This is a genomic window from Streptomyces parvus (assembly GCF_032121415.1).
Taxonomy (GTDB): Bacteria; Actinomycetota; Actinomycetes; order Streptomycetales; family Streptomycetaceae; genus Streptomyces; species Streptomyces globisporus_A.
In genome coordinates, this window is sequence record NZ_CP135079.1 from 976,043 (window position 1) to 997,817 (window position 21,775).

General features: G+C 69.5%; 17 protein-coding genes. 1 reads left to right on the plus strand and 16 read right to left on the minus strand.

Annotated elements, in window-relative coordinates; all coding sequences use genetic code 11:
- Positions 1-26: 26 nt before the first annotated feature.
- The 6 genes from RNL97_RS05465 to RNL97_RS05490 all read right to left on the minus strand — a co-directional run bounded on the left by RNL97_RS05465 (position 27) and on the right by RNL97_RS05490 (position 9,272).
- Positions 27-1,946 carry an urease subunit alpha gene (locus tag RNL97_RS05465; RefSeq protein ID WP_030589902.1) on the minus strand — a complete coding sequence of 640 codons (1,920 nt, stop codon included), beginning with the start codon at positions 1,944-1,946 and terminating at the stop codon, positions 27-29.
- Positions 1,947-2,008: 62 nt separating this feature from the next.
- Complete coding sequence (locus tag RNL97_RS05470) at positions 2,009-2,848, minus strand: urease subunit gamma (protein ID WP_308381850.1); 840 nt, start codon at positions 2,846-2,848, stop codon at positions 2,009-2,011.
- Between the two features lie 363 nt (positions 2,849-3,211).
- A complete protein-coding gene (locus RNL97_RS05475; RefSeq protein ID WP_313750434.1) occupies positions 3,212-4,498 on the minus strand; it encodes a DUF2254 domain-containing protein in 1,287 nt (428 codons plus the stop codon).
- An 88-nt stretch (positions 4,499-4,586) separates the two neighbouring features.
- Positions 4,587-6,353 (minus strand): cation:proton antiporter, encoded by a 1,767-nt coding sequence (locus RNL97_RS05480; RefSeq protein ID WP_313750435.1) that lies wholly within the window; start codon positions 6,351-6,353, stop codon positions 4,587-4,589.
- 236 nt (positions 6,354-6,589) lie between these two features.
- Positions 6,590-7,429, minus strand: a complete 840-nt coding sequence (locus RNL97_RS05485) for an SDR family oxidoreductase (protein ID WP_313750436.1) — start codon at positions 7,427-7,429, stop codon at positions 6,590-6,592.
- Between the two features lie 478 nt (positions 7,430-7,907).
- A complete protein-coding gene (locus RNL97_RS05490; RefSeq protein ID WP_313750437.1) occupies positions 7,908-9,272 on the minus strand; it encodes a glutamate decarboxylase in 1,365 nt (454 codons plus the stop codon).
- A gap of 150 nt (positions 9,273-9,422) precedes the next feature.
- Here RNL97_RS05490 and RNL97_RS05495 point away from each other — a divergent pair, with 150 nt between their 5' ends.
- Positions 9,423-11,270, plus strand: a complete 1,848-nt coding sequence (locus tag RNL97_RS05495; protein ID WP_243313545.1) for a glycoside hydrolase family 15 protein — start codon at positions 9,423-9,425, stop codon at positions 11,268-11,270.
- 105 nt (positions 11,271-11,375) lie between these two features.
- Here RNL97_RS05495 and RNL97_RS05500 read toward each other — a convergent pair whose 3' ends face one another.
- The 10 genes from RNL97_RS05500 to infC all read right to left on the minus strand — a co-directional run bounded on the left by RNL97_RS05500 (position 11,376) and on the right by infC (position 21,582).
- Positions 11,376-11,588 carry a hypothetical protein gene (locus RNL97_RS05500; protein WP_030589917.1) on the minus strand — a complete coding sequence of 71 codons (213 nt, stop codon included), beginning with the start codon at positions 11,586-11,588 and terminating at the stop codon, positions 11,376-11,378.
- 41 nt (positions 11,589-11,629) lie between these two features.
- Entirely contained in the window at positions 11,630-12,160 is a 531-nt protein-coding gene (locus RNL97_RS05505; RefSeq protein WP_313750438.1) for an NUDIX domain-containing protein, read from the minus strand.
- Between the two features lie 86 nt (positions 12,161-12,246).
- Positions 12,247-13,599 (minus strand): transcriptional regulator, encoded by a 1,353-nt coding sequence (locus RNL97_RS05510; RefSeq protein ID WP_313750439.1) that lies wholly within the window; start codon positions 13,597-13,599, stop codon positions 12,247-12,249.
- Positions 13,600-14,013: 414 nt separating this feature from the next.
- A complete protein-coding gene (gene pheT / locus RNL97_RS05515) occupies positions 14,014-16,527 on the minus strand; it encodes a phenylalanine--tRNA ligase subunit beta (RefSeq protein ID WP_030589922.1) in 2,514 nt (837 codons plus the stop codon).
- Positions 16,527-17,666: a phenylalanine--tRNA ligase subunit alpha gene (gene pheS / locus RNL97_RS05520; protein WP_030589924.1), complete on the minus strand. Its 1,140-nt coding sequence runs from the start codon at positions 17,664-17,666 to the stop codon at positions 16,527-16,529. Before pheS ends, pheT begins: the two co-directional genes overlap by 1 nt.
- 116 nt (positions 17,667-17,782) lie before the next feature.
- The gene (locus RNL97_RS05525; protein ID WP_313750440.1) at positions 17,783-18,928 is read right to left on the minus strand and encodes a sensor histidine kinase; all 1,146 of its coding nucleotides are present in this window, start codon (positions 18,926-18,928) and stop codon (positions 17,783-17,785) included.
- Between the two features lie 171 nt (positions 18,929-19,099).
- Entirely contained in the window at positions 19,100-19,945 is an 846-nt protein-coding gene (locus RNL97_RS05530; RefSeq protein WP_030589930.1) for a TrmH family RNA methyltransferase, read from the minus strand.
- Between the two features lie 113 nt (positions 19,946-20,058).
- A complete protein-coding gene (gene rplT / locus RNL97_RS05535) occupies positions 20,059-20,442 on the minus strand; it encodes a 50S ribosomal protein L20 (protein WP_003970214.1) in 384 nt (127 codons plus the stop codon).
- Between the two features lie 107 nt (positions 20,443-20,549).
- On the minus strand, positions 20,550-20,744 hold the full coding sequence (gene rpmI / locus RNL97_RS05540; RefSeq protein ID WP_003970213.1) for a 50S ribosomal protein L35: 195 nt from the start codon (positions 20,742-20,744) through the stop codon (positions 20,550-20,552).
- 121 nt (positions 20,745-20,865) lie between these two features.
- Entirely contained in the window at positions 20,866-21,582 is a 717-nt protein-coding gene (infC, locus tag RNL97_RS05545; RefSeq protein WP_078652143.1) for a translation initiation factor IF-3, read from the minus strand.
- Between the last annotated feature and the right edge of the window lie 193 nt (positions 21,583-21,775).

Genomic DNA, 21,775 nt, shown 5'->3' on the forward strand with positions numbered 1-21,775 from the left:
ATCGGCTCGCTGCGCTCCGGGGAAGCTCAGAAGAGGAAGTAGCGCTGAGCCATGGGCAGTTCGGATACATACGCGCGGTCGACGATGTGGTCGTCGACGAAGGTCGTCACGTCCGTCACCTTCGCTCCGCCGATGATGACGTCGTAGGTGTCGGGATCGATGCGGACGTGCGGAGTGGCGTGGTTCTCCTTCATGTGGGCCTTTTTCACGCCGCGTGTGCCCGTGATCGCTTTGAACGGCTTGTTGAGTCTGGAGTTCTTGCCCAGGCCGTTGCCGATGGCGCGTTCGGTGACGAAGTTGTAGGAGAGGGAGCCGGGCGCCAGGCCGGTGGCCCCCCACATGGGGCGGGGGAGGACGGGCTGGGGAGTAGGGATCGACGCGTTGGCGTCGCCGACCTGCGCGTAGGCGATCTGGCCGCCCTTGATGACCATGTGGGGCTTGACGCCGAAGAACTTCGGCTCCCACAGGACCAGGTCGGCCAGTTTTCCGGTCTCCACGGAGCCGACGACGGCGTCGATGCCCTGGGCGAGTGCGGGGTTGATGGTGTATTTCGCGACGTACCGGCGAGCACGCCGGTTGTCCGCCAGAGGCGGCCGGGCCTCCGGGGTCGTGTCCCCCGCCGTTTCGTCCTGCGCTGTCCCGGCCTTCGGGCCGCCGGTCTCCGGCTCGTCCCGGGGCCGGTCCTCCTCCAGGAAGCCGCGGCGGACCTTCATGACGTGGGCGGTCTGCCACGTACGCATGATCATTTCGCCGATGCGGCCCATGGCCTGGGCGTCGGAGGACATGATCGAAATGGCACCGAGGTCGTGGAGGATGTCCTCGGCGGCCATCGTGGAGGGCCGGATCCGGGAGTCCGCGAAGGCGAGGTCCTCCTCGACCTTCGGGTTGAGGTGATGGCAGACCATCACCATGTCGAAGTGCTCCTTGACCGTGTTGACGGTCAGCGGACGGGTGGGGTTGGTGGAGGCGGGCAGCACGTTCGGCTCGCTCACCATCTTGATCATGTCGGGAGCGTGGCCGCCTCCCGCGCCCTCGACGTGGAAGACGTGGATGGAGCGGCCGTCGATGGCGCCGATGGTGTCCTGGACGAACCCGGCCTCGTTCAGCGAGTCGGCGTGGAGGGCGAGCTGGACCCCGGTCTCCTCGCACACCTCCAGGCACCGCTCGATGACCGCCGGTGTGGCGCCCCAGTCCTCGTGGATCTTCAGACCGAGGACCCCGGCATCGACCTGGGCGAGCATCGACTCCTTCGACATCGTGGCCCCCTTGCCGAGCAGCCCGATGTTCACCGGCGCGCTGTCCAGCGCCTCGAACATGCGGCTGACGTGCCAGGCGCCGGGAGTGACCGTGGTCGCCGTGCTGCCTTCCGCCGGGCCCGTACCGCCGCCGATGAGCGTGGTGACACCCGCCGCGAGCGCCTCGCGGACCTGGTCGGGGCAGATGAAGTGGACGTGCGTGTCGATCCCGCCGGCGGTCAGGATTTTGCCCTTGCCCGAGATGACCTCGGTGTCCGGCCCGATGACGAAGTCGGTGGGCCTGGGGCCGATCCCGTTGTGGGGTTCCGCGCCCTCATGGAGCGGGTTCATGGTCTCGGGGTTGTACGCCTTGCCCAGCGCGACGATGTTCCCGTCGCGGAGGGCGACGTCCGCCTTGACGATGCCCCAGTGGTCCAGGACGACCACACCGGTGATGACGGTGTCCGGGGGGCTCGCCGCCGCGGGGCCGGCCGGCTTTCCGCGTTTCGTCTTCGCCGGGTCGCGCGGCACGACGGACTGTCCCATCGACTCGCGGATCACCTTGCCGCCGCCGAAGACCATCTCGTTGCCGCTGCGGCCGGGGCCGCCCGACCAGTCGTCCTCGATCTTGACGCTCAGCGCCGTGTCGGCGAGGCGGATACGGTCACGGGTCGTCGGCCCGAAACGGTCCGCGTAAGCCGGTCGCGTCAACGGGTCGAAGGCCGTCGGCTCTCCGGGGCAGCAGGAGCAGTCGGGGCACTGGACGGTGGTACTCACACCTGCTCCTTGTGGAATGAACCCTTGACCTTGTCGAGCGAGCCGTTGACCTTCTCCGGCAGCCCCTCGATCCTGCCGCGCAGGCCGTGGACCACTCGGGCGCCCTCGATGGGGACGAGCTGGACCTTCTCGGTGATGCCGGGTTCGAATCGCACCGAGCTGCCGGCGGGGACGTTCAGACGCCTGCCCCATGCCTCCTTGCGGACGAACTCCAGCCCGTCGTTGGCCTCGGCGAAGTGGTAGTGGGAGCCGACCTGGACGGGCCGGTCGGTCGGATTGGCGACCATCAGCTCCGTCACCTGGCCGAGCTGCCTGTGGCGTTCGTTGAAGATCACCACCTCGTCCTCCTTCACCGGGGAGAAGTCGACCCTCCCCGGACAGGTGACCGGCTCCTCGTCCTCTCCCGCCTCCGGGAACGGCCCGTGAATGGTGACCAGTTTCGTCCCGTCGGGGAACGTGGCCTCCACCTGCACGTTCTCGATCATCTCGGGAACGCCCTCCATGACCTCCTCCCGCGACAGCACCTTGCGGCCGGACGACATCAGCTCGGCCACGGTCCTGCCGTCCCGGGCCCCTTCGAGAACATGCACGATCAACAGCGCCATTGCTTCCGGGTAGTTCAGCAGCACGCCGCGGGTCCGGCGCTTCTCCGCCACGTCGGCGGCCACGTGCATCATCAGGCGTTCTTGCTCGTGTGGGGTGAGGTGCACAGATATGTCCCTGCATCGGCTTCCACCCAGGACTCCTGTCCTGGGCCGCGAGGGGGAAGGACGGCCACGCGCATCCGCGGTCCGGAAGCCTTCATGACGGTGCTTTCGCTGCTCTTGGCGCAGCACGGACCGTGCTTCGGCCGCCCTCAACCCCAACTCGACGTGGCTCCATCATGATCACGCCGACAGGGTCGAAGCCGCGTGCTGGGCACGGTGCACCCGAATGAGTGATCACCGCGGGAGGGGAGCTGACAGCATGAGACGGGGAGTTTCATCCGCACTTCCTCGCCCCGCACGCGAGCAGAGGGCTGATGGTGCCGCTCGGTCCGCCCGTGCCACCGGGGCGAGATGGAAGGCCCACCGATCTGCTGAGCTGTCCGTACGTGGGCCACACGGACAGGCAGCTGTTCGTGGGCGGGCTCGGCTCAGCCGTGGGGAGCCGGGCGATCGGCGGTGGGCACGGGGCCGGTCCGGACGCGGCCGTCCCGCCTATCGGCCAGGCCGGAAGCTTCCTCCCACCCCCTGACTGTCGGCCGTGTGCGCGGTGGAACGGCGCGCCGCATCCGGAAACGCCCGTTCCACCGATTCACGCAGGAGATCCAACTCTGCCCGGACCGCCGGATGATGAGTGGGTGGCAGGCTGTCGAGCAGCCCGTCGAGCAGCGCCCGCAGCCGTCGGCAGACCTGCATGGACGTTGCCCCGTAGTCGCGGATCTCGGAGACAGCGAGCTGGAGATAGTCTTCCCATCCCCTCCCCCGCAGCAAGAGTCGCGGTCTGCCGTCGTCCCCGGCCAGAGCGTACTGGCCGGGGAGGGGCAACTTGCCGACCACGGTGAGGAACGACTCGGTGTGGTTGAGGACCTGCACGGCAGTGGTGGGGTCGTTGACGGCGGGCGAGAGGGCACGGATGGCAATGTCGACGAGCACGCGCAGGGCGAAGGCCGGGTCCTGTTCGATCGTCCGTTCGGGGCCGAGTGCGATGAGGCCAGTGACATGCCGACTGTCGGGAAGGGACGTGCCGCCGTGGACTTCGACGAGGAGGGCGCCCCGGTGGACGTAGTCACCGATCATGTGGGGCACCGAGATCACACAGTCGTGCCGCGCGGCGACGGTCACCAGGCCTGCCGTGTCCAGTGCCTGGATGGCTCCGCCCCGGGTCGCGCGGACGGCGGTCACCCTTCCGCTCGGGCTGCCCGCGCCTTCACCGCGGTCCGGCGCCGAGGCCCTGATCGTCCTGGCTCCGCGCTCCAGGACGTCCTCCCCCATGCGGCCGACGAGATCGGCGATGGCCACCGGCCTGAGATTGTGGGTGAAGCGGTTGAGGTAGACGAGCAGCAGCAACAGGCTGACGGCCACGGCCCCTCCGGCCACGGTGACCCCGAGGTCGGGTACCGAACTCGACTCGATACTGCGCAGCAGGGAGAAGGCGAACGCGAAGGTGCCGGTGAAGGTGGCCAGCACGGTCTTCTGCAGCCGGTCCCTGTACCAGAGGCGCATGTACCTGGGCGACAACGTGCCGGTGGCCTGCTGGATGACGAGAACACCGATGGTCACCACGAACCCGAGAAGGGCGATCATCGACCCGACGATGGAGCTCAGCACCCCGCTCGCCGTCGTCGCCGAATAGCGCCAGCCCCTCGGTGGCCAGTCCGTTGCGTCGGCGGTAATGGCCAGTTCGGCCAGAACGACTCCCAGGACGAGCCCGAGCAACGGGCTGATCCACAAGCTTGCTTTCACGTACTGCCGCAGCCGGAATGCGGAGGCCCAGGACATCATGATGCTCATGCGGCATCGCGCCCTTCGGACGGCAGTTCGTCGGTGCCATGGTGCGGGCGTGTTCCCCTGCGGTCAGGCACCGTGAGCCTCACCGCTCGGTTCCGGGGGCCAGCAGCACGACTCTGTCGCCTTGCCCGGGGACGACCCGGCGCTTTTCGGTGACGGGTTCCAGCCTCAGGTCGTCGTGGATCACGAAGAGTGTCTCGCTCCCGGCCGGAAAGGGTGCGGAGGCCGGCTGGACCAGGAACCGTGCGCCCGCGTCGTACTGCGCCGCCAACGCGTGGCGGACGAGCGCCCTGCCGAAGAGGATGTCCCCGCCGGTATAGGGAGCGACGACTCCGTGGCTGTCGTGCGGAGGTCCGACCCGGTAGACGGGCCCTTCGACGCTGTCCTGCATCACGACCGAAGCGAGCGCGTTGAAGTCGTCGTCATCCGTGGCCAGGAACACTGCCGTGACCCCCTCCAGCCGGGCCCCCGGGTTGGTGGCCGTGGCGAGCAGATCGCCCGTGGCGAGTTCGACACCGGCTTCGGTGATCCTTCGGCGCTCCTGTTCGAGGCCGGCCCACATCAGCAGGTCGAGGCCCGCGGACTTCAGGCTTCTTCCCAGATCCACCACCCAGGGCTCGCCGCCCACGAGGAGGATTCGCGTGCCGGCGGGTTTGACGATGCCCAGCATTCTGGCGACCGGTGCCGCGGTCAGGGCGTACAGGAGGACCGTGCCGACGATCACGAGGAACGTGACGGGCAGGATTTCGGCAGCCCCGTCCACTCCCCTGTCGACGAGGTTTGCGGAGAAGGCCGTCGCTGTGGCTGCCGCGACGATGCCACGGGGGGCCATCCATCCGACAAAGGCCCGTTCGCCCGGGGTCAGCCCGGCGCGTGCGGTCGACACGTACGCGACGAGTGGACGTACCACCAGGACGAGGATGGCGATGAGGGCGAGGGCGGGCAGGAGCACGGGTACGAGCGACGCGGGTGTGATGGTCGAGGAGATGGAGATGAACAGCAGGCCGATGATCAGCTGGGCCAGGGTCTCGAAGAAGGGACGCCGCGCCGGCATGTCGAATCCGTTGATGTTGGTGACGGCCAGACCCGTGACAATGGCGGCGATGAGTCCCGTGTCGTCCCTGACGATGTCGGCGCCCGCGGACACCACGATCACCGTGGCCAGCTGAGCCAGCGTGCCAAGGGTCTCGCCGAGCCGCAGCGTACGGAGCGTCAGCCACAGCAACACCGTGCCGACCGCGCCACCGGCCAGGCCCACGGCCAAGCTGAGGGCGAACTGGCCGATCTGGTAGCCCCGGCCGATGTCGACCTGGTGCGTGGTGGCGATGGCGTGGAACACCAGCGCGCCCAGGATGGCACCGATCGGGTCGGTCAGGGTGCCTTCCCAGATGAGGATGCGGCGCACCTTGTCCGAGGGTCGTACGAAGTCGAGAAGGGGGCCCACGACCGTGGGGCCCGAGACGACGAGGATGACACCGAGCATCGACGCCACTCTGAGGGGCATGTCGAACATGGCCGGTGCGACGGCGGCGGTGGTCAGGAACGTGACAAGCACACCGAGCAGCAGCAGCCGTCCCACGATCCATCGCGTGCGGCCGGTGAGCTTGCGCAGGTTGAGCCCGAGGCCTGCGTCGTAGAGGATCACCGCCACGGACATCGACACGAGGACGTCGAAGTTCTGCCCCATCAGTTTGTCGGGGTGGATGACGTCCGTCAGCGCGCCTGCCGTGAACCCTGCGGGCAGCAGGATGATGAGTGCGGGGACACGCAGTCTGCTCGCCAGGATCTGTGACCCGGTGGCAAGCAACAAGGTCAGCGCGATGCCGAGGTACATTTCGTCGTCTGTCACTGCGACTCCCTTCGGCCGGGTTCTGGCGTGGTGGATGAGGCGGCCAGAGCAGGCCGGACTCGAAGGAGAGCACGGTGTCGGCCACGGCACCGACGGCGAACCGCACCGCCATGACCGCCGACCAGCGCCGCGCCGGCAGGAGGCCTCCCGGGCAGCCGGAGTCGAGCCGGAGCGCCGGCCAGGAGGAGGACCGGGGTGTCCACGACCGCCTCGCTGTCCGGGGCCCGCGAAAGCGGTCAGCCTCCGGTCGCGAACCCGGGGAAGAGCGTCATACCGCCGTCGACGTAGAGAGTCGTCCCCACGACGTAGTCCATGAGGTCGGACGCGAGCAGGACCACGGCGTGGGCGATGTCGTCGGGGTCACCGATCCGGTCGTAGGGGATCAGTCGCAGGAGGTCCTCCCGGGCCTCCGGGGTCTCCCAGGCACTGCGGTTGATGGGGGTCTTGATCGCCCCGGGGGCGACGGCGTTCACCCGGATCTTCTCCGGGGAGAGCTCCTGGGCCAGGGTCTGCATCATCATCTGCACGCCTCCCTTGGACGAGGCGTAGTTCACGTGTCCCGCCCAGGGGATGAGCTGATGCACCGAGCTCATGCAGATGATCTTCCCGGCCGCCCGGGACACTTCCGGAACCACTCCGCGCCGGCGGAACTCCTTGACCGCCTCCCTTGCGCACAGGAACTGACCTGTGAGGTTGACGTCAAGGACCTTCTGCCACTGGGCGAGCGTCATGTCGGTGAACCTGGCATCCCGCTGCATACCGGCGTTGGCGACCAGGATGTCGAGGGTTCCGAAGTCCTGGACCGTCCGGTCCACCATCGCGGTCACCTGGGTCTCCTGCGACACGTCCGCCTCGTAGGCCACCGCGCGCACCCCGAACGACGTGATCTCCTGGACCACTTGCTCGGCTGCTTCCCGGTCGCTCACGTAGTTCACCGCCACGTTGGCGCCCGCACGGGCCAGCGCGATGGCCGTGCCCTTTCCGATGCCCGAATTGGCTCCGGTCACCAGCGCCGTCTGGCCCTTCAACAAGGTGGGAGGCAGATCAACCTGCGCTGCCTCGGCGTGGGAATGCATGATGCCCTGTCTCCTCGCTGCGGGGCTCGGCCCACCCGGCCACTGCCCGGCGAGCGGGGATCAGGAAACCACCGGGCGAACGGGGCCACAGCCACGGCGGGCCGCTGTTGGGCCATTGGGCGGTACCGCTTCCCCCGGTAGGCTCAGCTGTGACGCCGGGCGGCGTTCATGGGCCTGCCATGCCGTCAGGCCCCATCGCGGAACATGGGTGGCACCTGGCTCCAGTACGTCGAGGCCGAGGCCGCTGCGAAAGCGTCCGGCGAACAGGACATGGGCTCTACCGCGATGCCCCGGCGGCGTTCCGGCTCCGGCAGCGTGTCACCCGTATGGATCTGCACGTACCGAACCCCGTCGCCCAGGCGGACGTCCACTCCGTGCGTCCCGGAGGGTGAGACAGCCGTACGACGGACACGTGGCCGTAGCCCGATCGCGATCGTTCGGGGCCTGTCAGGCTGGTGGGAGCAATCGGTGAGTCGCGTCAGTAACCGGTCCCGCGCTTGACCTGGCTCCGCTCGACACGGTGAGTCGACCCCTTGTCGTCCAAGGTGCGACACGCGTCGGCGATGTCCTGGCTCAGACGGTGGATCTGCTCGCGGCTCAGCGTCTCCTTGACCAGGGCACGCAGGATCTTCACCCCTTCCGCGTCGGGCGGCAGGGTGTAGGCCGGCACCATCCAGCCGCGCTCGGCCGAGAGCTGCCAGGCAACGTCGGACTCGTCGTAGGGGTGATGGCCGGCGAGACGGAAAGCGACGAGGGGCAGCTGCTCAGCGTCGCTGCCGATCACTTCGAAGCGGCCGCTTTTACGTAGGTTTTCCGCCAATACGCGGGCGTTCTCCTGCATGATTTTCATGACGTAGGTGTAGCCCTGGCGACCGAGACGTACGAAGTTGTAGTACTGCGCAAGCACCATCGCCGAACCGGTTGAGAAATTCAGGGTGAATGTGGCGTCGGTCTTGCCCAAGTAGTTCTCGTAGAAAACGAGGTCCTGGGCCAGGTCGGACTCCTCACGGAAGATCAGCCAGCCGACGCCGGGGTAGACCAAGCCGTACTTGTGGCCCGAGACGTTGATGGAGCGGACCTGTTCGAGCTGGAAGTCCCATGGGGAGTCCGGGTAGAGAAAGGGCCACACGAATCCGCCGCTGGCGGCGTCGACGTGGATCGGGATGTCGAGGTCTCGCTCTCTGCGAACTTCCCGCAGGAGCTTGTCGATCCCGACGACGTCGTCCTTGTTCCCGGTGAAGGTGGTACCGAGGACGGCGACGACGCCGATCGTGTTCTCGTCGAGGTGAGGCTCCACGTCCTCCGGGCCGATCGTGTACTTTCCCTCGGCAAGCGGCACGATCCGCGGCTCGACGTCGAAGTAGCGGCAGAACTTCTCCCACACGACGTGAACGTCCCCGCCGAAGATCAAGTTCGGCCTGTCGGCCGACAAGTTGGCCGCCTCACGGCGCTCGCGCCATTTCCACTTCAGTGACAGCGCGCCCAGCATGATCGCCTCGGACGACCCCTGGGTCCTGCATCCGGTCGTCTTTCCCGGCGCGTGGAAGAGGTCGGCGAGCATCCGCACGCAACGCTGCTCGATCTCGGCGGAAATGGGGTACTCGGCATGGTCGATAAAATTACGGTGAAGATTCTCGGAGATGAGCCGCTGCGCCTCCGGCTCCATCCACGTGGTGACGAACGTCGCGAGATTGCGCTGGGGGTCGCCCTCCATGGCGAGATCGACGTCGACGAGCCTCATTGCGTCCGTCGCCGCCATGCCCTCTTCGGGGAAAGTATCCGAGGGGGCGGGCGCGGTCAGAAATCGGTTGCCAAAAAGCGCCGAGTCATCGCGCATCGTCATAGGGCGGATTCAAACAGCCGCGACGCCTGCCTCCGGGAGGGACACGCCGACGCGCAACGTCCCACACCTGCCCGCACCTCACGTCACTCCGCCAGGACGGGGCGCCACCACTGGCCTAGGCTTGTCATTCGAGGTCGAAAGGGGCTCAAGATGGACGATTACCCCCTCATTGAGAACCACGGTCTGATCGGCGATCTGCAGACTGCCGCGCTCGTGACGACCGATGCGACCATCGACTGGTTCTGTTGCCCGCGCTTCGACTCGCCCAGTGTCTTCGGTGCTCTGCTCGATCAGCGGAAGGGCGGCCACTTCACCGTCCGGCCCGCCGCGGAGAACTACACCACCAAGCAGCTCTACCATCCGGACACCGCTGTGCTGGTGACGCGCTTCATGACCGAAGCCGGGGCGGGCGAGGTGGTCGACTTCATGCCGGTGACCGGCACGACGGCGACGGACCGGCACCGCTTGGTCCGGATGCTGCGCTGTGTCCGGGGGAGCATGACGTTCGAGGGCGAGATCGCTCCGCGCTTCGACTACGGCCGCAAGCCGCACGAGCTGCACATCACCGAGCATGGGGCCTTGTTCACTGCGCAGGACATGGACCTCGCCGTCCACGCAGTTCGTGAACCTCAGGACGAGCGGCTGCTGAACATCCTCTCCGGGGACAACGACCTGCGGTTCACGCTGACTCTGCAGGCGGGGCAGCAGCGCGGTCTTGTCCTTGAGTCGTCCCCCGGCGGGCCGCCGCACGAGGTCCGAGGAGCCGAGTTCGAGCACCTCTTCGACGAGACGGTCCTCTTCTGGCGCTCCTGGCTGGGGCAGTCCACCTACACAGGCCGCTGGCGCGAAGCGGTGGAGCGTTCAGCTGTGACCCTGAAGCTCATGACCTACGCGCCGACCGGCGCCCTGGTCGCCGCCCCCACCGCCGCTCTGCCTGAACAGCTGGGGGGAGAGCGCAACTGGGACTACCGGTTCACCTGGATCCGGGACGCGTCGTTCTCGGTGTACGCCTTGCTGGGCCTGGGCTTCAAGGAAGAGGCGGCGGCGTTCAACAGCTGGCTGCACGACCGGGTGAAGGAAGAGGCCGGCCAGGGTGACGGCGCGGGGCCGTTGAACATCATGTACCGGGTCGACGGTTCGTCCGACATGGTCGAGGAGGCGCTGGAGCACTGGGAGGGCTACTGCGGCTCCGCACCGGTCCGCATCGGCAACGGAGCCGCGACCCAACGGCAACTGGACATCTACGGCGAGGCGCTCGACAGCATCTACTTCGCGCATCGGCACGGCATGCACCTCGACCACAGGGGCTGGACCGCGCTGCACACCCTTCTCGACTGGCTGGTGGACCACTGGGACCAGCCCGGAGAAGGGCTGTGGGAGACCCGTGGCGGGCGGAAGGACTTCACCTACGGCCGGGTGATGTCCTGGGTGGCCTTCGACCGTGCCCTTCGCATCGCCTACGACGACGGACGCCCCGCCGCTCGTGGCCGCTGGGTGGACGCGCGTGACGAGATCTACGCGCAGGTGCTCAGCCGGGGGTGGGACCCGCGGAAGCAGGCGTTCGTCCAGCACTACGGCGACGATGTGCTCGATTCGTCGCTGCTGCGCATGCCGACGGTCGGTTTCATCACCCCCGATGACCCGATGTGGAAGTCCACGCTGGACGCCATGGAGCAGGAGCTGGTCAGCGACAGCCTGGTCTACCGCTACAACCCCGAGGCTTCACCCGACGGGTTGCGTGGCTCCGAAGGAACGTTCTCCCTGTGCACCTTCATGTACGTCGACGCCCTGGCGCGAGCCGGACGCACCGACCAGGCCCGGCTGGTGCTGGAGAAGATGCTCACTTACGCCAACCACCTGGGCCTGTACTCGGAAGAGATCGGCCTGACCGGGCGGCAGCTCGGCAACTTCCCGCAGGCTTTCACGCACTTGGCCCTGATCGACGCGGCGATCACCTTGGACGCGAAGCTCAACGGGGGGAGCGGAAGCGGGGCTTGAGGCCGGTGCGACGGCCGGCCTCGCGGTACACATCAGCGGGTGGGCTCCGGAGTCTTCGGAGACCACCCGCTGTCGGTCCGGAGACCTACTTACCGGCGAGGTCGATCACCGTGCGTCGCTGCGCGAGTCGGGGCCCACGTAAATTTCCGCGCCGCCGGATCCCCAGACTCGTGTGTACCCGCCGCTCGGGGCCGACACGACGAGGTCTCCCTCATCCAGCGAGACCATTCCGTCCGTCTTCTCGGCGAACCATTCCACAGTGAGGGTCTCGTCCGGCTTCAGGGGGACCTCCTCCGCTGTGGGCTCGAACACGATCACCGCAGAGAGCTCCGCGACGGGACACGCGCACGGGTCCCGGCTCAGCCCAGTCTCAGGTGGTGCAGCATCAGCAGGGCGGCCGCCATGTTCGCGGCGGGCACCTCGCCCCGGGCGATCATGTCCGGGACCACTTTGAGGGGTATCCACTCGCGGCGCGACGACTCGAAGGGGTCCTGCGGGTCGCCGGTCCACTGCGCCTCGTCGGACCAGTAGAGGTGGTGGCGGGCGTCGGTGAGGCCGTTCGAGGGTTCCACGGTGAGCAGGGGGCGCAGCTCGCCGGGGCGCCAGCCGGTCTCCTCCTCCATCTCGCGGGCCGCCGCCGCCGCGATGTCCTCGCCGTCCTCGACGACCCCGGCGGCCAGCTCCCATCCCCAGCTGTCGGTGATGAACCGGTGCCGCCAGAGCAGCAGCACCTCGTTGGCCTCGTTGACGACGGTGGCGGCCGCGACGGGGCGCAGCCGGATGACGAAGTGGTCGAGGTGGCTGCCGTCGGGGAGTTCGACATCCGCCAGGTTCACCCGGAACCATGGGTTCTGATACACATTCTGTTCGCTTAAGTTCGTCCACTGCACGGTTCTGCCGCCTTTCGACATGTTGGGGTCAACATGTCAGCAGGCTCGGCTGTCAGGGGGAACGAGCGGCGGGGCGTCGGCGGAGCTCACAGAGGCACGCGGAGCGCCTCGTCGATGAGATCGGCGGTCCCCGCGGCGTCGGCGCAGCCGCTCGCGGCCAGCTCGCGCCGGACCTGTCGCAGCCGGTCGCGCAGCCGCTGGGACTCCATGCCCCGGGCCCTCATCGCCATTTCGGCAGCTGTACCGGCCGCGCGGTCGGGCTCGCCCTGAAGCAGCTCGATATGGCTGAGCATCGCCAGCCGGTGCACGCGCCCCCGGTCGTGCGCCGGGGCGCGCACCGCGGAGGCCGCGTGCTCCCGGGCGGCGGACAGGTCCCCGAGACCGAGCAGCGCCTCCGCCACCTGGACGTCGACCAGGCCCGGCTGGACGTACCCGGTCTCGTCCGGCTCCCGGCCGGTGTGGATCCGGCCCGCCTGCGCCTCGGCACGCCCGATGCAGGCGCGGGCGCTCACCGCGTCGCCGAGCTGGGCGTACGCCTTGGCCTGCATGGCGTGCAGATCGGCGGCGAGGGCCGGGGTGATATGGCTTCCGGCGGCCCGCAGCGCGGCCTCGGCGAAGGCGACGGAGCGGCGGTAGTCGCCGAGGAACAGCGACTGGGTGACCAGCAGGGCGATCACATAGCCGCCGAGCCCCCGGTCCCCGCTGGACTTGGCGAGCCGCAGCGCCTGGTGAAAGTAGCGCTGGGCGAGCCCGTGGGCGTCGGAGTCGTAGGCGCAGATGCCCGCCACCGCGACCAGTCCCGCCGTCGCCCGGTGCAGGCTCCGGCCGAGCGCGTCGCTGTGGCCGCCCCGCAGCAGCGGAGCCGCCTCCGCGTCGAGGAAGCGGACGATCCGGGACCTGGTCGCGATGCCTCCCGTCTTGCGGTACATCTGCTCGTAGTGGACGCGGGCCGCCTTGAGCATCGCTATGTCCGAGGGGCTCACCCGGCCGGGGCCGGGACGGGAGACGTCGGTGTCCTCCGGGGGGTTCTCCCACTCCCAGACCGGCATGACCGCCGAGGTGCCCGTGACGGCGGGAACGGTGGCCAGATGCGGGCGCTGCTGTTCGTCGGAGCGCCAGAGCGCGGTGGCCCGCTCGACGAACCCGGAGAGGGAGGCACTCCCGGCGCCGGCGTCCGTCCCCGCGGATGCGGCCGAGACACCCATCCCGATGTCGTCGAGCCCGACGGGCCGGCCCAGCCGTCCGCCCAGCACCTCGCAGATGAGATCCGGCACCTGGCCGCGCGGGCGCTGGCCCTTGAGCCAGCGGGAGACGGCGGTGTGTTCGTACCGAAGGCTCAGCCCGCGGGACCGGCCCGCCCGGTTGATGTGACCGGCGAGGCCCGCCCGGGAGACTCCGGACTCCTCGATCAACGATTCGAGCAGGACATTGGGCTCCATCGTCCCCCCAGGTGCGTGTCGCAATGAGCCTAGTGGAGCACGATTCACACGGGGTGTGAACGGAATGCCCGAACCCTCCTGCTGTGCGCTCTGCCGCCCGGACCCCCGGCTCGGTTGAATGAACTCCCTCGCAAGAGGCGGCCGGGTCGTCGGCTCCCCCTCGTAACGGCCTACGACCCGCACCCGCGCCGTCCGCACTGCTACCTGCCCGACACTCCGAGGCAGTGCGGACGGCGCCCGGACCGCACGGCCCACTGACCGACGACGAAGGAGGGTGGCTGCGGAACGGCTGCCGGAACCGCGTTTCCTCCCGGTTCCCGCTCCCGATCCGGCGTGTGGTCCCTCCGCCGATCGGCGGGACGGAGAAGGGGCGTATCCGGTGGCCGGATACGCCCCTTCTCAACGCTGTGGCGCCTACGCCCCGCGCAGCACCGCGCCCGTACGCTCGGCGGCCAGGGCCACCGCGCTGTCGCGGGCGGCCGATGCCTCCTCGACGGTCAGCGTGCGGTCGGCGGCGCGGAAGCGCAGCGCGTACGCCAGGGACTTGTTGCCCCCGCCGATCTGCTCGCCGGTGAAGACGTCGAACAGCCGCAGCGATTCGAGGAGTTCACCCGCGCCCTCGCGCAGCGCCCGCTCCACGTCGGCGGCGGGGACGTCCCCGGCGACGACGAGCGCGACGTCCTGGGTCGCCACCGGGAAGGTGGAGATCCGGGGCGCCTGGAGCACTCCGTCGACGGCCTGTTCCAGGACGTCCAGCTCGACCTCGGCGGCGCAGGTCCGCTCGGGCAGGTGGAGCGCCTTGATCACGCGCGGGTGCAGTTCGCCCGCGTGACCGAAGAGGGTCTCTTCGCCGTTCACGTTGACGTACAGCGCGGCGCAGCGCCCCGGGTGCCACGGGGAGTGCTGGTCGGCGCGGACGACGACCTCGACACCGGCCTCCGCGGCGATCAGGCGGGCCGCCTCGACGGCGTCCGCCCAGGTCGCCGGGGTGCCCTTGCCCCACCAGCCGGCCTGCTCGCGGGCGCCCGCGAGGACGACGGCGGCGCGGCGGGGCTGGCGCGGCAGGGCCGCGTTCAGTCCGGCGATCTCCTCGTCGGTGGGCCGGCGGTCGACGGGCAGCCGGACCGCGGCCGTCTCCTCACCGGTCGGCCTGAAGACCAGGCCGGTCTCGAAGAGCGCCAGGTCGTGGCTGCCCCGGCCGTCATTGCGCCGCAGTGTGCCGAGGAGGCCCGGCAGCAGCGTGGTGCGCAGCGCCGGCTCCTCGTCGGAGAGCGGGTTGACCAGCTTGACCGTCCGGCGGCGGGCGTCGTCCGCCTCCAGGCCGAGCTGGTCGAGGACCGCGTCGCCGATGAACGGGTAGTTCAGCGCCTCGACGTAACCGGCTCCGGCCAGCGCCCGGCCGATGCGGCGGTGCAGCCGCTGCCGGTCGGTGAGGCCGCGCCCGGAGGGGGGCGTGGGCAGGGTGGAGGGCAGGTTCTCGTAGCCCTCCAGCCGGATGACCTCTTCGGCGAGGTCGTTCGGCTCGCCCAGGTCGGGCCGCCAGGACGGGACGGTGACGATCAGCTCGTCCTGCCCGTAGACGTCGCAGCCGACCTCCTGGAGGCGGCGGACGACGGTCTCGCGGCCGTACTCCACACCGGCCACCTTGTCCGGGTGGTTCGCCGGCATCGCGATGGTGCGCGGTGCGTGGGGCGAGGTGATCTCGGTGACCCCGGCCTCGGCGGTGCCGCCCGCGAGGAGGACCAGCAGGTCCACCGTGCGCTGCGCGGCAGCGGCGGCGGCCTGCGGGTCGACGCCGCGCTCGAAGCGCTTGGACGCCTCGGATGACAGCTTGTGGCGGCGCGCGGTGCGGGCGATCGAGATCGCGTCGAAGTGCGCGGCCTCGATGACGACCTCGGTGGTGAGCGCGTGCTCGCCGTCCGCGTCGGCGATCTCGGTGTTGGCGCCGCCCATGACGCCCGCGAGGCCGATGGGCCCGCGGTTGTCGGTGATGACCAGGTCCTCGGCGTCCAGCACGCGCACGGTGCCGTCCAGGGTGGTGAGCTTCTCGCCCTGGGTGGCGCGGCGCACGCCGATCGGCCCGGCGACCCTGTTGCGGTCGTAGGCGTGCAGCGGCTGGCCCAGCTCCAGCATCACGTAGTTGGTGATGTCGACGGCCAGCGAGATCGGCCGCATGCCGGCCTTCTGCAGACGTCGCTGCATCCAGATCGGGGAGCGGGCTTCGGGCTGGAGACCGGTGACGGTGCGGGCGGTGAAGCGGTCGCAGCCGATCGGGTCGGAGATCTGGACCGGGTAGCCGTACGCGTTGGGCGCGGGCACGTCCAGCAGCGCCGGGTCGCGCAGCGGCAGCCCGTAGGCGGTCGCGGTCTCGCGGGCGACACCGCGCATGGAGAGGCAGTAGCCCCGGTCCGGGGTGACGGCGATGTCGAGGACCTCGTCGACGAGCTGGAGCAGCTCGATCGCGTCGGTGCCGACCTCGTGCTCCGGCGGCAGCACGATGATGCCGTGCGTGCCGTCGTCGCCCATGCCCAGCTCGTCGGTGGAGCAGATCATGCCGTGCGAGGTCTTGCCGTACGTCTTGCGCGCGGCGATCGCGAAGTCGCCGGGCAGGACGGCGCCCGGGAGGACCACGACGACCTTGTCGCCGACCGAGAAGTTGCGGGCGCCGCAGACGATCTCCTGCGGTTCGCCGGTGCCGTTGGCGGTGCCGACGTCGACGGTGCAGAAGCGGATGGGCTTCTTGAACCCCTCCAGCTCCTCGATGGTCAGGACCTGTCCGACGACCAGGGGGCCCTTGAGGCCCGCGCCGATCTGCTCGACGGTCTCGACCTCGAGGCCGACGGAGACGAGCTTGGCCTGTACGTCACGGCCGGTCTCCGTCTCCGGCAGGTCGACGTACTCCCGCAGCCAGGAAAGCGGGACGCGCATCAGATCTCCATCCCGAACGGCCGGGTGAACCGGACGTCACCCTCGACCATGTCTCGCATGTCTTCGACGTTGTGGCGGAACATCAGCATCCGTTCGATGCCGAACCCGAAGGCGAATCCGCTGTACTTCCGGGGGTCGACGCCGCAGGCGGTGAGCACCTTGGGGTTGACCATGCCGCAGCCGCCCAGCTCGATCCAGCCCTCGCTGCCACAGGTGCGGCAGGGCCGGTCGGGCTTGCCGACGGACTCGCCGCGGCAGACGTAGCAGACCATGTCCATCTCGGCGGACGGCTCGGTGAACGGGAAGAAGTTCGGCCGCAGCCGGGTCTTCATGTCCGCGCCGAAGAGCGCCTGGACCATGTGGTCGAGGGTGCCCTTGAGGTCGGCCATGGTGAGGCCCTCGTCGACGGCGAGCAGCTCGATCTGGTGGAAGACCGGGGTGTGCGTGGCGTCCAGCTCGTCGGTGCGGTAGACCCGGCCGGGGCAGACCACGTAGACGGGGGGCTTGCGCTCCAGGAGCGAGCGCGCCTGGACCGGGGAGGTGTGCGTACGCAGCACGACGCCGGACTCGTCGCCCTCGGTGGCCTTGCCGTCGGGCGTGGTGCCCTGGACGAAGAAGGTGTCCTGCATCTGGCGGGCGGGGTGGTCGGGCACGAAGTTCAGGGCGTCGAAGTTGAACCACTCCGCCTCGACCTCGGGGCCCTCGGCGATCTCGTAGCCCATGGCCACGAAGACGTCCGCGACGCGCTCCATGATCGTCGTCAGCGGGTGGCGGGCGCCGGCCGGGACGCGGTCGTAGGGCAGCGTGACGTCCACGGCCTCCTCGACGAGCACCCGGGCGTCGCGCTCGGCCTCCAGCTCGGCCTGGCGGGCGGCCAGGGCCTTGGAGACGGCGCCGCGGGCCTGGCCCACGCGCTTGCCCGCCTCGGCCTTGGCCTGCGGGGGCAGGGCGCCGATCTCGCGGTTGGCGAGGGACAGCGGCGAGGTGCCTCCGGTGTGCGCGGTCTTCGCCTGGGCGAGCGCGTCGAGGTCACCGGCGGCGGCGAAGGCGGCGAACGCCTCGTCCCGCAGGCGCTCGATCTCTTCCGGTTTCAGTGCCTCGACCTCGACTGGGTCGTACGACTTGTTCGGTGCCGACATCTCTTCCCGTGCTTCCGATTGGCTGATGGCGCGACCCCGCTCGACGACTGGAGGACGCAAAGGTGCCAAAGGTCGAGTCTAAAGGCCGCAGGACGGTCGGGGCGCCCGTGGGCCGCTCACACCAGGTAGGCGGGCATGCTCACGGGCAGAATAAATCGGAACTCGGCTCCGCCGCCGGGCCCCCGGCCGACGGTGATGGTGCCGCCGTGGGCCTCGACGATGCCCTTGACGATGTAGAGGCCCAGGCCCGTGCCGCCGCGCTTGCTGCCCCGCCAGAAGCGGGTGAAGACGCGGCTCATCGACTCCTCGGGGATGCCGGGGCCTTCGTCGCTCACGGTGACAGCCGTTCCCATCTCGTCGTCGGCGCCCGGCGCGGGTGCCGGGGCGATCTCAATGGTGACGGTTCCCTCCCCGTGGCGCACCGCGTTTTCCAGGAGGTTGCCGAGGACCTGGTCGACCTTGTCGGGGTCGGCCCACAGGGCGGGCAGCGGCCCGCGGGTGCGGACGAGGAAGCGCTCGGCGGCCTGGCCTCCGGTGATGAGCGCCTGGATGTGCCGGGCCACGGCGGCGGGGATGTCGACGGGCTGGCGGCGCAGCTCCAGGCGTCCGGAGTCGATGCGGGAGATGTCGAGCAGTTCGGCGATGAGCCGGGTGACCCGGCCGGCGTCGGCGTCGACGGTCTCCAGCATCAGCCGCTTCTGGTCGTCGGTGAACCTCTCCCACTTGGCGAGCAGCGTGGCGGTGAACCCTTTGACGGAGGTCAGCGGGGAGCGCAGCTCGTGGGCGACGGTGGCGATCAGTTCGGCGTGGCTGCGTTCGGTACGGCGACGGGCCTCGGTCCCCCGCAGGCAGACCACGACCCGGCGCACCGGCCCGGTCGGGTGCTCGCGTACGTAACGGGCGGAGACCAGCACCTCACGGCCGCCGGGCAGCAGCAGATTGCGCTCGGGCTGGCCGTTGCGGGTGGCGAGACCGCCGTACGGGTCGGTCAGCGGCCACCAGCGCTTTCCCTTGAGGTCCTCCAGCGGAAGGACGGCGTCCAGCGGCCGGCCGATCGCGTCGGCGCGGGGGGTGGCGGTGATCCGGGCGGCCGCGGTGTTGAAGCAGACGACGTGTCCCCGCTCGTCGGCGACGACGAGACCGTCGGGTAGATCGTCCGGGTCGAGGCCCGCGCCGAGGCCGTCCGGACCGGCCGGCCCCTCGGCCGCGGCGCGCACGGCGGTGGTGCGCGCCGGTCGCGGCGAGCTCATGCCGACAGCCATCTTCCCGTACCCCACCTCTCGAACCGGTGCAGTGGGCCCCCGAGTTCGTCACCCTACTAGTCGTCGGTGAACCGGCGACACCCTGTAGGGGCGCGAAGGGGAGCGCGCCGGTGGGAGCGGCGCGGGAATGGCCGGGACCGTGTGCCGGCGGACCGTGAGGACGGCGCTGGGTTACGCGTCGGGGGCGCGCCGCGGACGCTGCGCGCGGGCGGAGGCGTAGAGGCAGACGGCGGCGGCGGTGGCGAGGTTGAGGCTCTCCGCCTTGCCGTGGATGGGGACGCGGACGACGGCGTCGGCGAGCTCGCGGGTCTCCTCGGGGAGCCCCCATGCCTCGTTGCCGAAGACCCAGGCGGTGGGGCCGCCCATGGTGCCCGAGTCCAGCTCGTCGTCCAGGTCGTCGGCCCCGGCCCCGTCCGCGGCGAGGATCCGCACCCCGGCGTCCCGCAGCCCCTGGACGGCCTGTTCGACGGGGACCCCGACCGCGACGGGGAGATGGAAGAGCGAACCGACCGAGGCACGCACGGACTTGGGGTTGTAGAGGTCGACGGAGGCGTCGGTCAGGATCACCGCGTCCGCGCCCGCCGCGTCCGCGCAGCGCAGTACCGTACCGGCGTTCCCGGGGTCGCGGACGTTGGCCAGAACGGCCACCAGGGTGGGCCTGGCGTCCAGGATCTCCTGGAACGGGGAGTCCAGGAAGCGGCAGACGCCGATGAGGCCCTGCGGAGTGACGGTCTGGGAGACGTCGGCGAGGACGTCGGCGTCGGCCAGGTGGACCCGGGCGCCCGCCGTGTGAGCGGCCTCGACGATGTCGGCGTACCGGTCGGCGGCCTCGGGCGTGGCGAACAGTTCGATGAGGGTCGGCTCACCGTCCCCGCCGCGGTGTGCGGCGGCCTCGCGCACGGCTTGGGGCCCCTCGGCGATGAACCTGCGCTCCTTGCCCCGGAAGTTGCGGCGGGCCAGCCGGCGGGCGGCGGCGACGCGCGGGGAGCGCGGGGAGATCAGTTCGGGGGTGCCCATGGTCGGCGGCGAGCCTCTCTGCGTACGGCGGTGGGTTCAGCGGCAACGCACCGGACCCGCAGACGGCGTCCGCCTGCGGGTCCGGTTCACGTACCTGGAAGGGGGCGCCTGGATCAGGCGGCCTTCGGGGCGTTGACGTCGCTCGGGAGGGCCTTCTGGGCGACCTCGACGAGGGCGGCGAACGCGTTGGCGTCGTTGACCGCGAGCTCGGCCAGGATCTTGCGGTCCACCTCGATGTTGGCGGCCTTCAGACCCTGGATGAGGCGGTTGTACGTCATGCCGTTCTGGCGGGCAGCGGCGTTGATGCGCTGGATCCACAGCTGCCGGAAGTCGCCCTTGCGCTTCTTGCGGTCGTTGTAGTTGTAGACCAGGGAGTGGGTGACCTGCTCCTTGGCCTTGCGGTACAGACGCGAGCGCTGACCGCGGTAGCCGCTGGCGGCTTCGAGGATTGCCCGGCGCTTCTTGTGGGCGTTGACTGCCCGCTTGACGCGTGCCACTTGTTAACTCCTTGTAGCGGGGCCGTGGGTGTCTTCACACGGCCCGGAAACGAATTGGTCCCGGTGTGATCGAGGTCGTGCCTCCGGGGCGAGCCGGAGGCCGGGCCTCACTTGCCGAGAAGCTTCTTGATCTTCTTGGCGTCGGCCGGAGCCACGACGACCGTGCCGGTCAGCGAGCGGGTCTTCTTGGACGACTTGTGCTCGAGCAGGTGGCGCTTGCCGGCCCTCTCGCGGAGCACCTTGCCGGAGCCGGTGATCTTGAAGCGCTTGCTGGCACCGCTGTGCGTCTTGTTCTTCGGCATCGCGCCGTTCTCTCCTCGTCAGTGGCGCCCCTCACGGTGCGGAGCACCGGACTGCAGGGGCGTCAGATCTCTATGGGATTCCGGGATGACCCGGGGGCGCCTGGATGGCGGCCCCCGAAGGTCACGCCTCGGAAGGTGTCTCGGCCGGAGCCTCGGCCGCGTCGGCCGGGGCCTCGGCGGTCTCGTCCTCGGACGGGGCGTCGTTCGTGCCCTGACGCTCCGCCTTGCGGGCGGCCTGGGCCTCACGGGCTTCGGCCATGGCTTCGGTCTTCTTCTTGTGCGGGCCCAGAACCATGATCATGTTCCGGCCGTCCTGCTTCGGGTTGGACTCGATGAAGCCCAGGTCCTCGACGTCCGAAGCGAGACGCTGGAGCAGTCGGAACCCCAGCTCGGGGCGGGACTGCTCACGACCACGGAACATGATCGTGATCTTGACCTTGTCGCCCTGCTTGAGGAACCGGACGACGTGACCCTTCTTGGTGTCATAGTCGTGCGGGTCGATCTTCGGCCGGAGCTTCATCTCCTTGATGACCGTGTGCGCCTGGTTCTTGCGCGCCTCACGGGCCTTCATGGCCGACTCGTACTTGAACTTCCCGTAGTCCATGAGCTTGCACACGGGCGGACGGGCTGTCGCCGCCACCTCGACCAGGTCGAGGTCGTACTCCTGTGCGAGTTCCAGGGCCTTGGCAAGCGGAACAATCCCGACCTGCTCGCCACTGGGACCGACAAGTCGGACCTCGGGAACGCGAATCCGGTCGTTGATGCGGGGCTCGGCGCTGATGGATCCTCCTCGGTAGCACCACGCGACCGCCTGGCGGACAGCCGCGTAACGTCTTATAACGTCAAGACCAACCGCGCCGGAACCGCAAAAATGCCCCGGCCGGGACACAAGGCGAGGCTCCAGGAACTACCGGAACACCGCCGCGGTGAACCGCGGGGCTATCGGGCGGGCCCATCGTCCGTACGGAACGATGGTCGCCGCCTGACCGGTGACCCGCCGTCCTTCACGGACAGCCAGGTGGGAGATCGGA

Excerpts from the sequence above, each read along its gene's own strand:
- RNL97_RS05475 (WP_313750434.1), bottom strand. The coding sequence starts at position 4,498 with ATGATGTCCTGGGCCTCCGCATTCCGGCTGCGGCAGTACGTGAAAGCA.
- RNL97_RS05485 (WP_313750436.1), bottom strand. The coding sequence starts at position 7,429 with ATGCATTCCCACGCCGAGGCAGCGCAGGTTGATCTGCCTCCCACCTTG.
- RNL97_RS05490 (WP_313750437.1), bottom strand. The coding sequence starts at position 9,272 with ATGACGATGCGCGATGACTCGGCGCTTTTTGGCAACCGATTTCTGACC.
- RNL97_RS05495 (WP_243313545.1), top strand. The coding sequence starts at position 9,423 with ATGGACGATTACCCCCTCATTGAGAACCACGGTCTGATCGGCGATCTG.
- RNL97_RS05510 (WP_313750439.1), bottom strand. The coding sequence starts at position 13,599 with ATGGAGCCCAATGTCCTGCTCGAATCGTTGATCGAGGAGTCCGGAGTC.
- pheT (WP_030589922.1), bottom strand. The coding sequence starts at position 16,527 with ATGCGCGTCCCGCTTTCCTGGCTGCGGGAGTACGTCGACCTGCCGGAG.
- pheS (WP_030589924.1), bottom strand. The coding sequence starts at position 17,666 with ATGTCGGCACCGAACAAGTCGTACGACCCAGTCGAGGTCGAGGCACTG.
- RNL97_RS05525 (WP_313750440.1), bottom strand. The coding sequence starts at position 18,928 with ATGGCTGTCGGCATGAGCTCGCCGCGACCGGCGCGCACCACCGCCGTG.
- RNL97_RS05530 (WP_030589930.1), bottom strand. The coding sequence starts at position 19,945 with ATGGGCACCCCCGAACTGATCTCCCCGCGCTCCCCGCGCGTCGCCGCC.
- rpmI (WP_003970213.1), bottom strand. The coding sequence starts at position 20,744 with ATGCCGAAGAACAAGACGCACAGCGGTGCCAGCAAGCGCTTCAAGATC.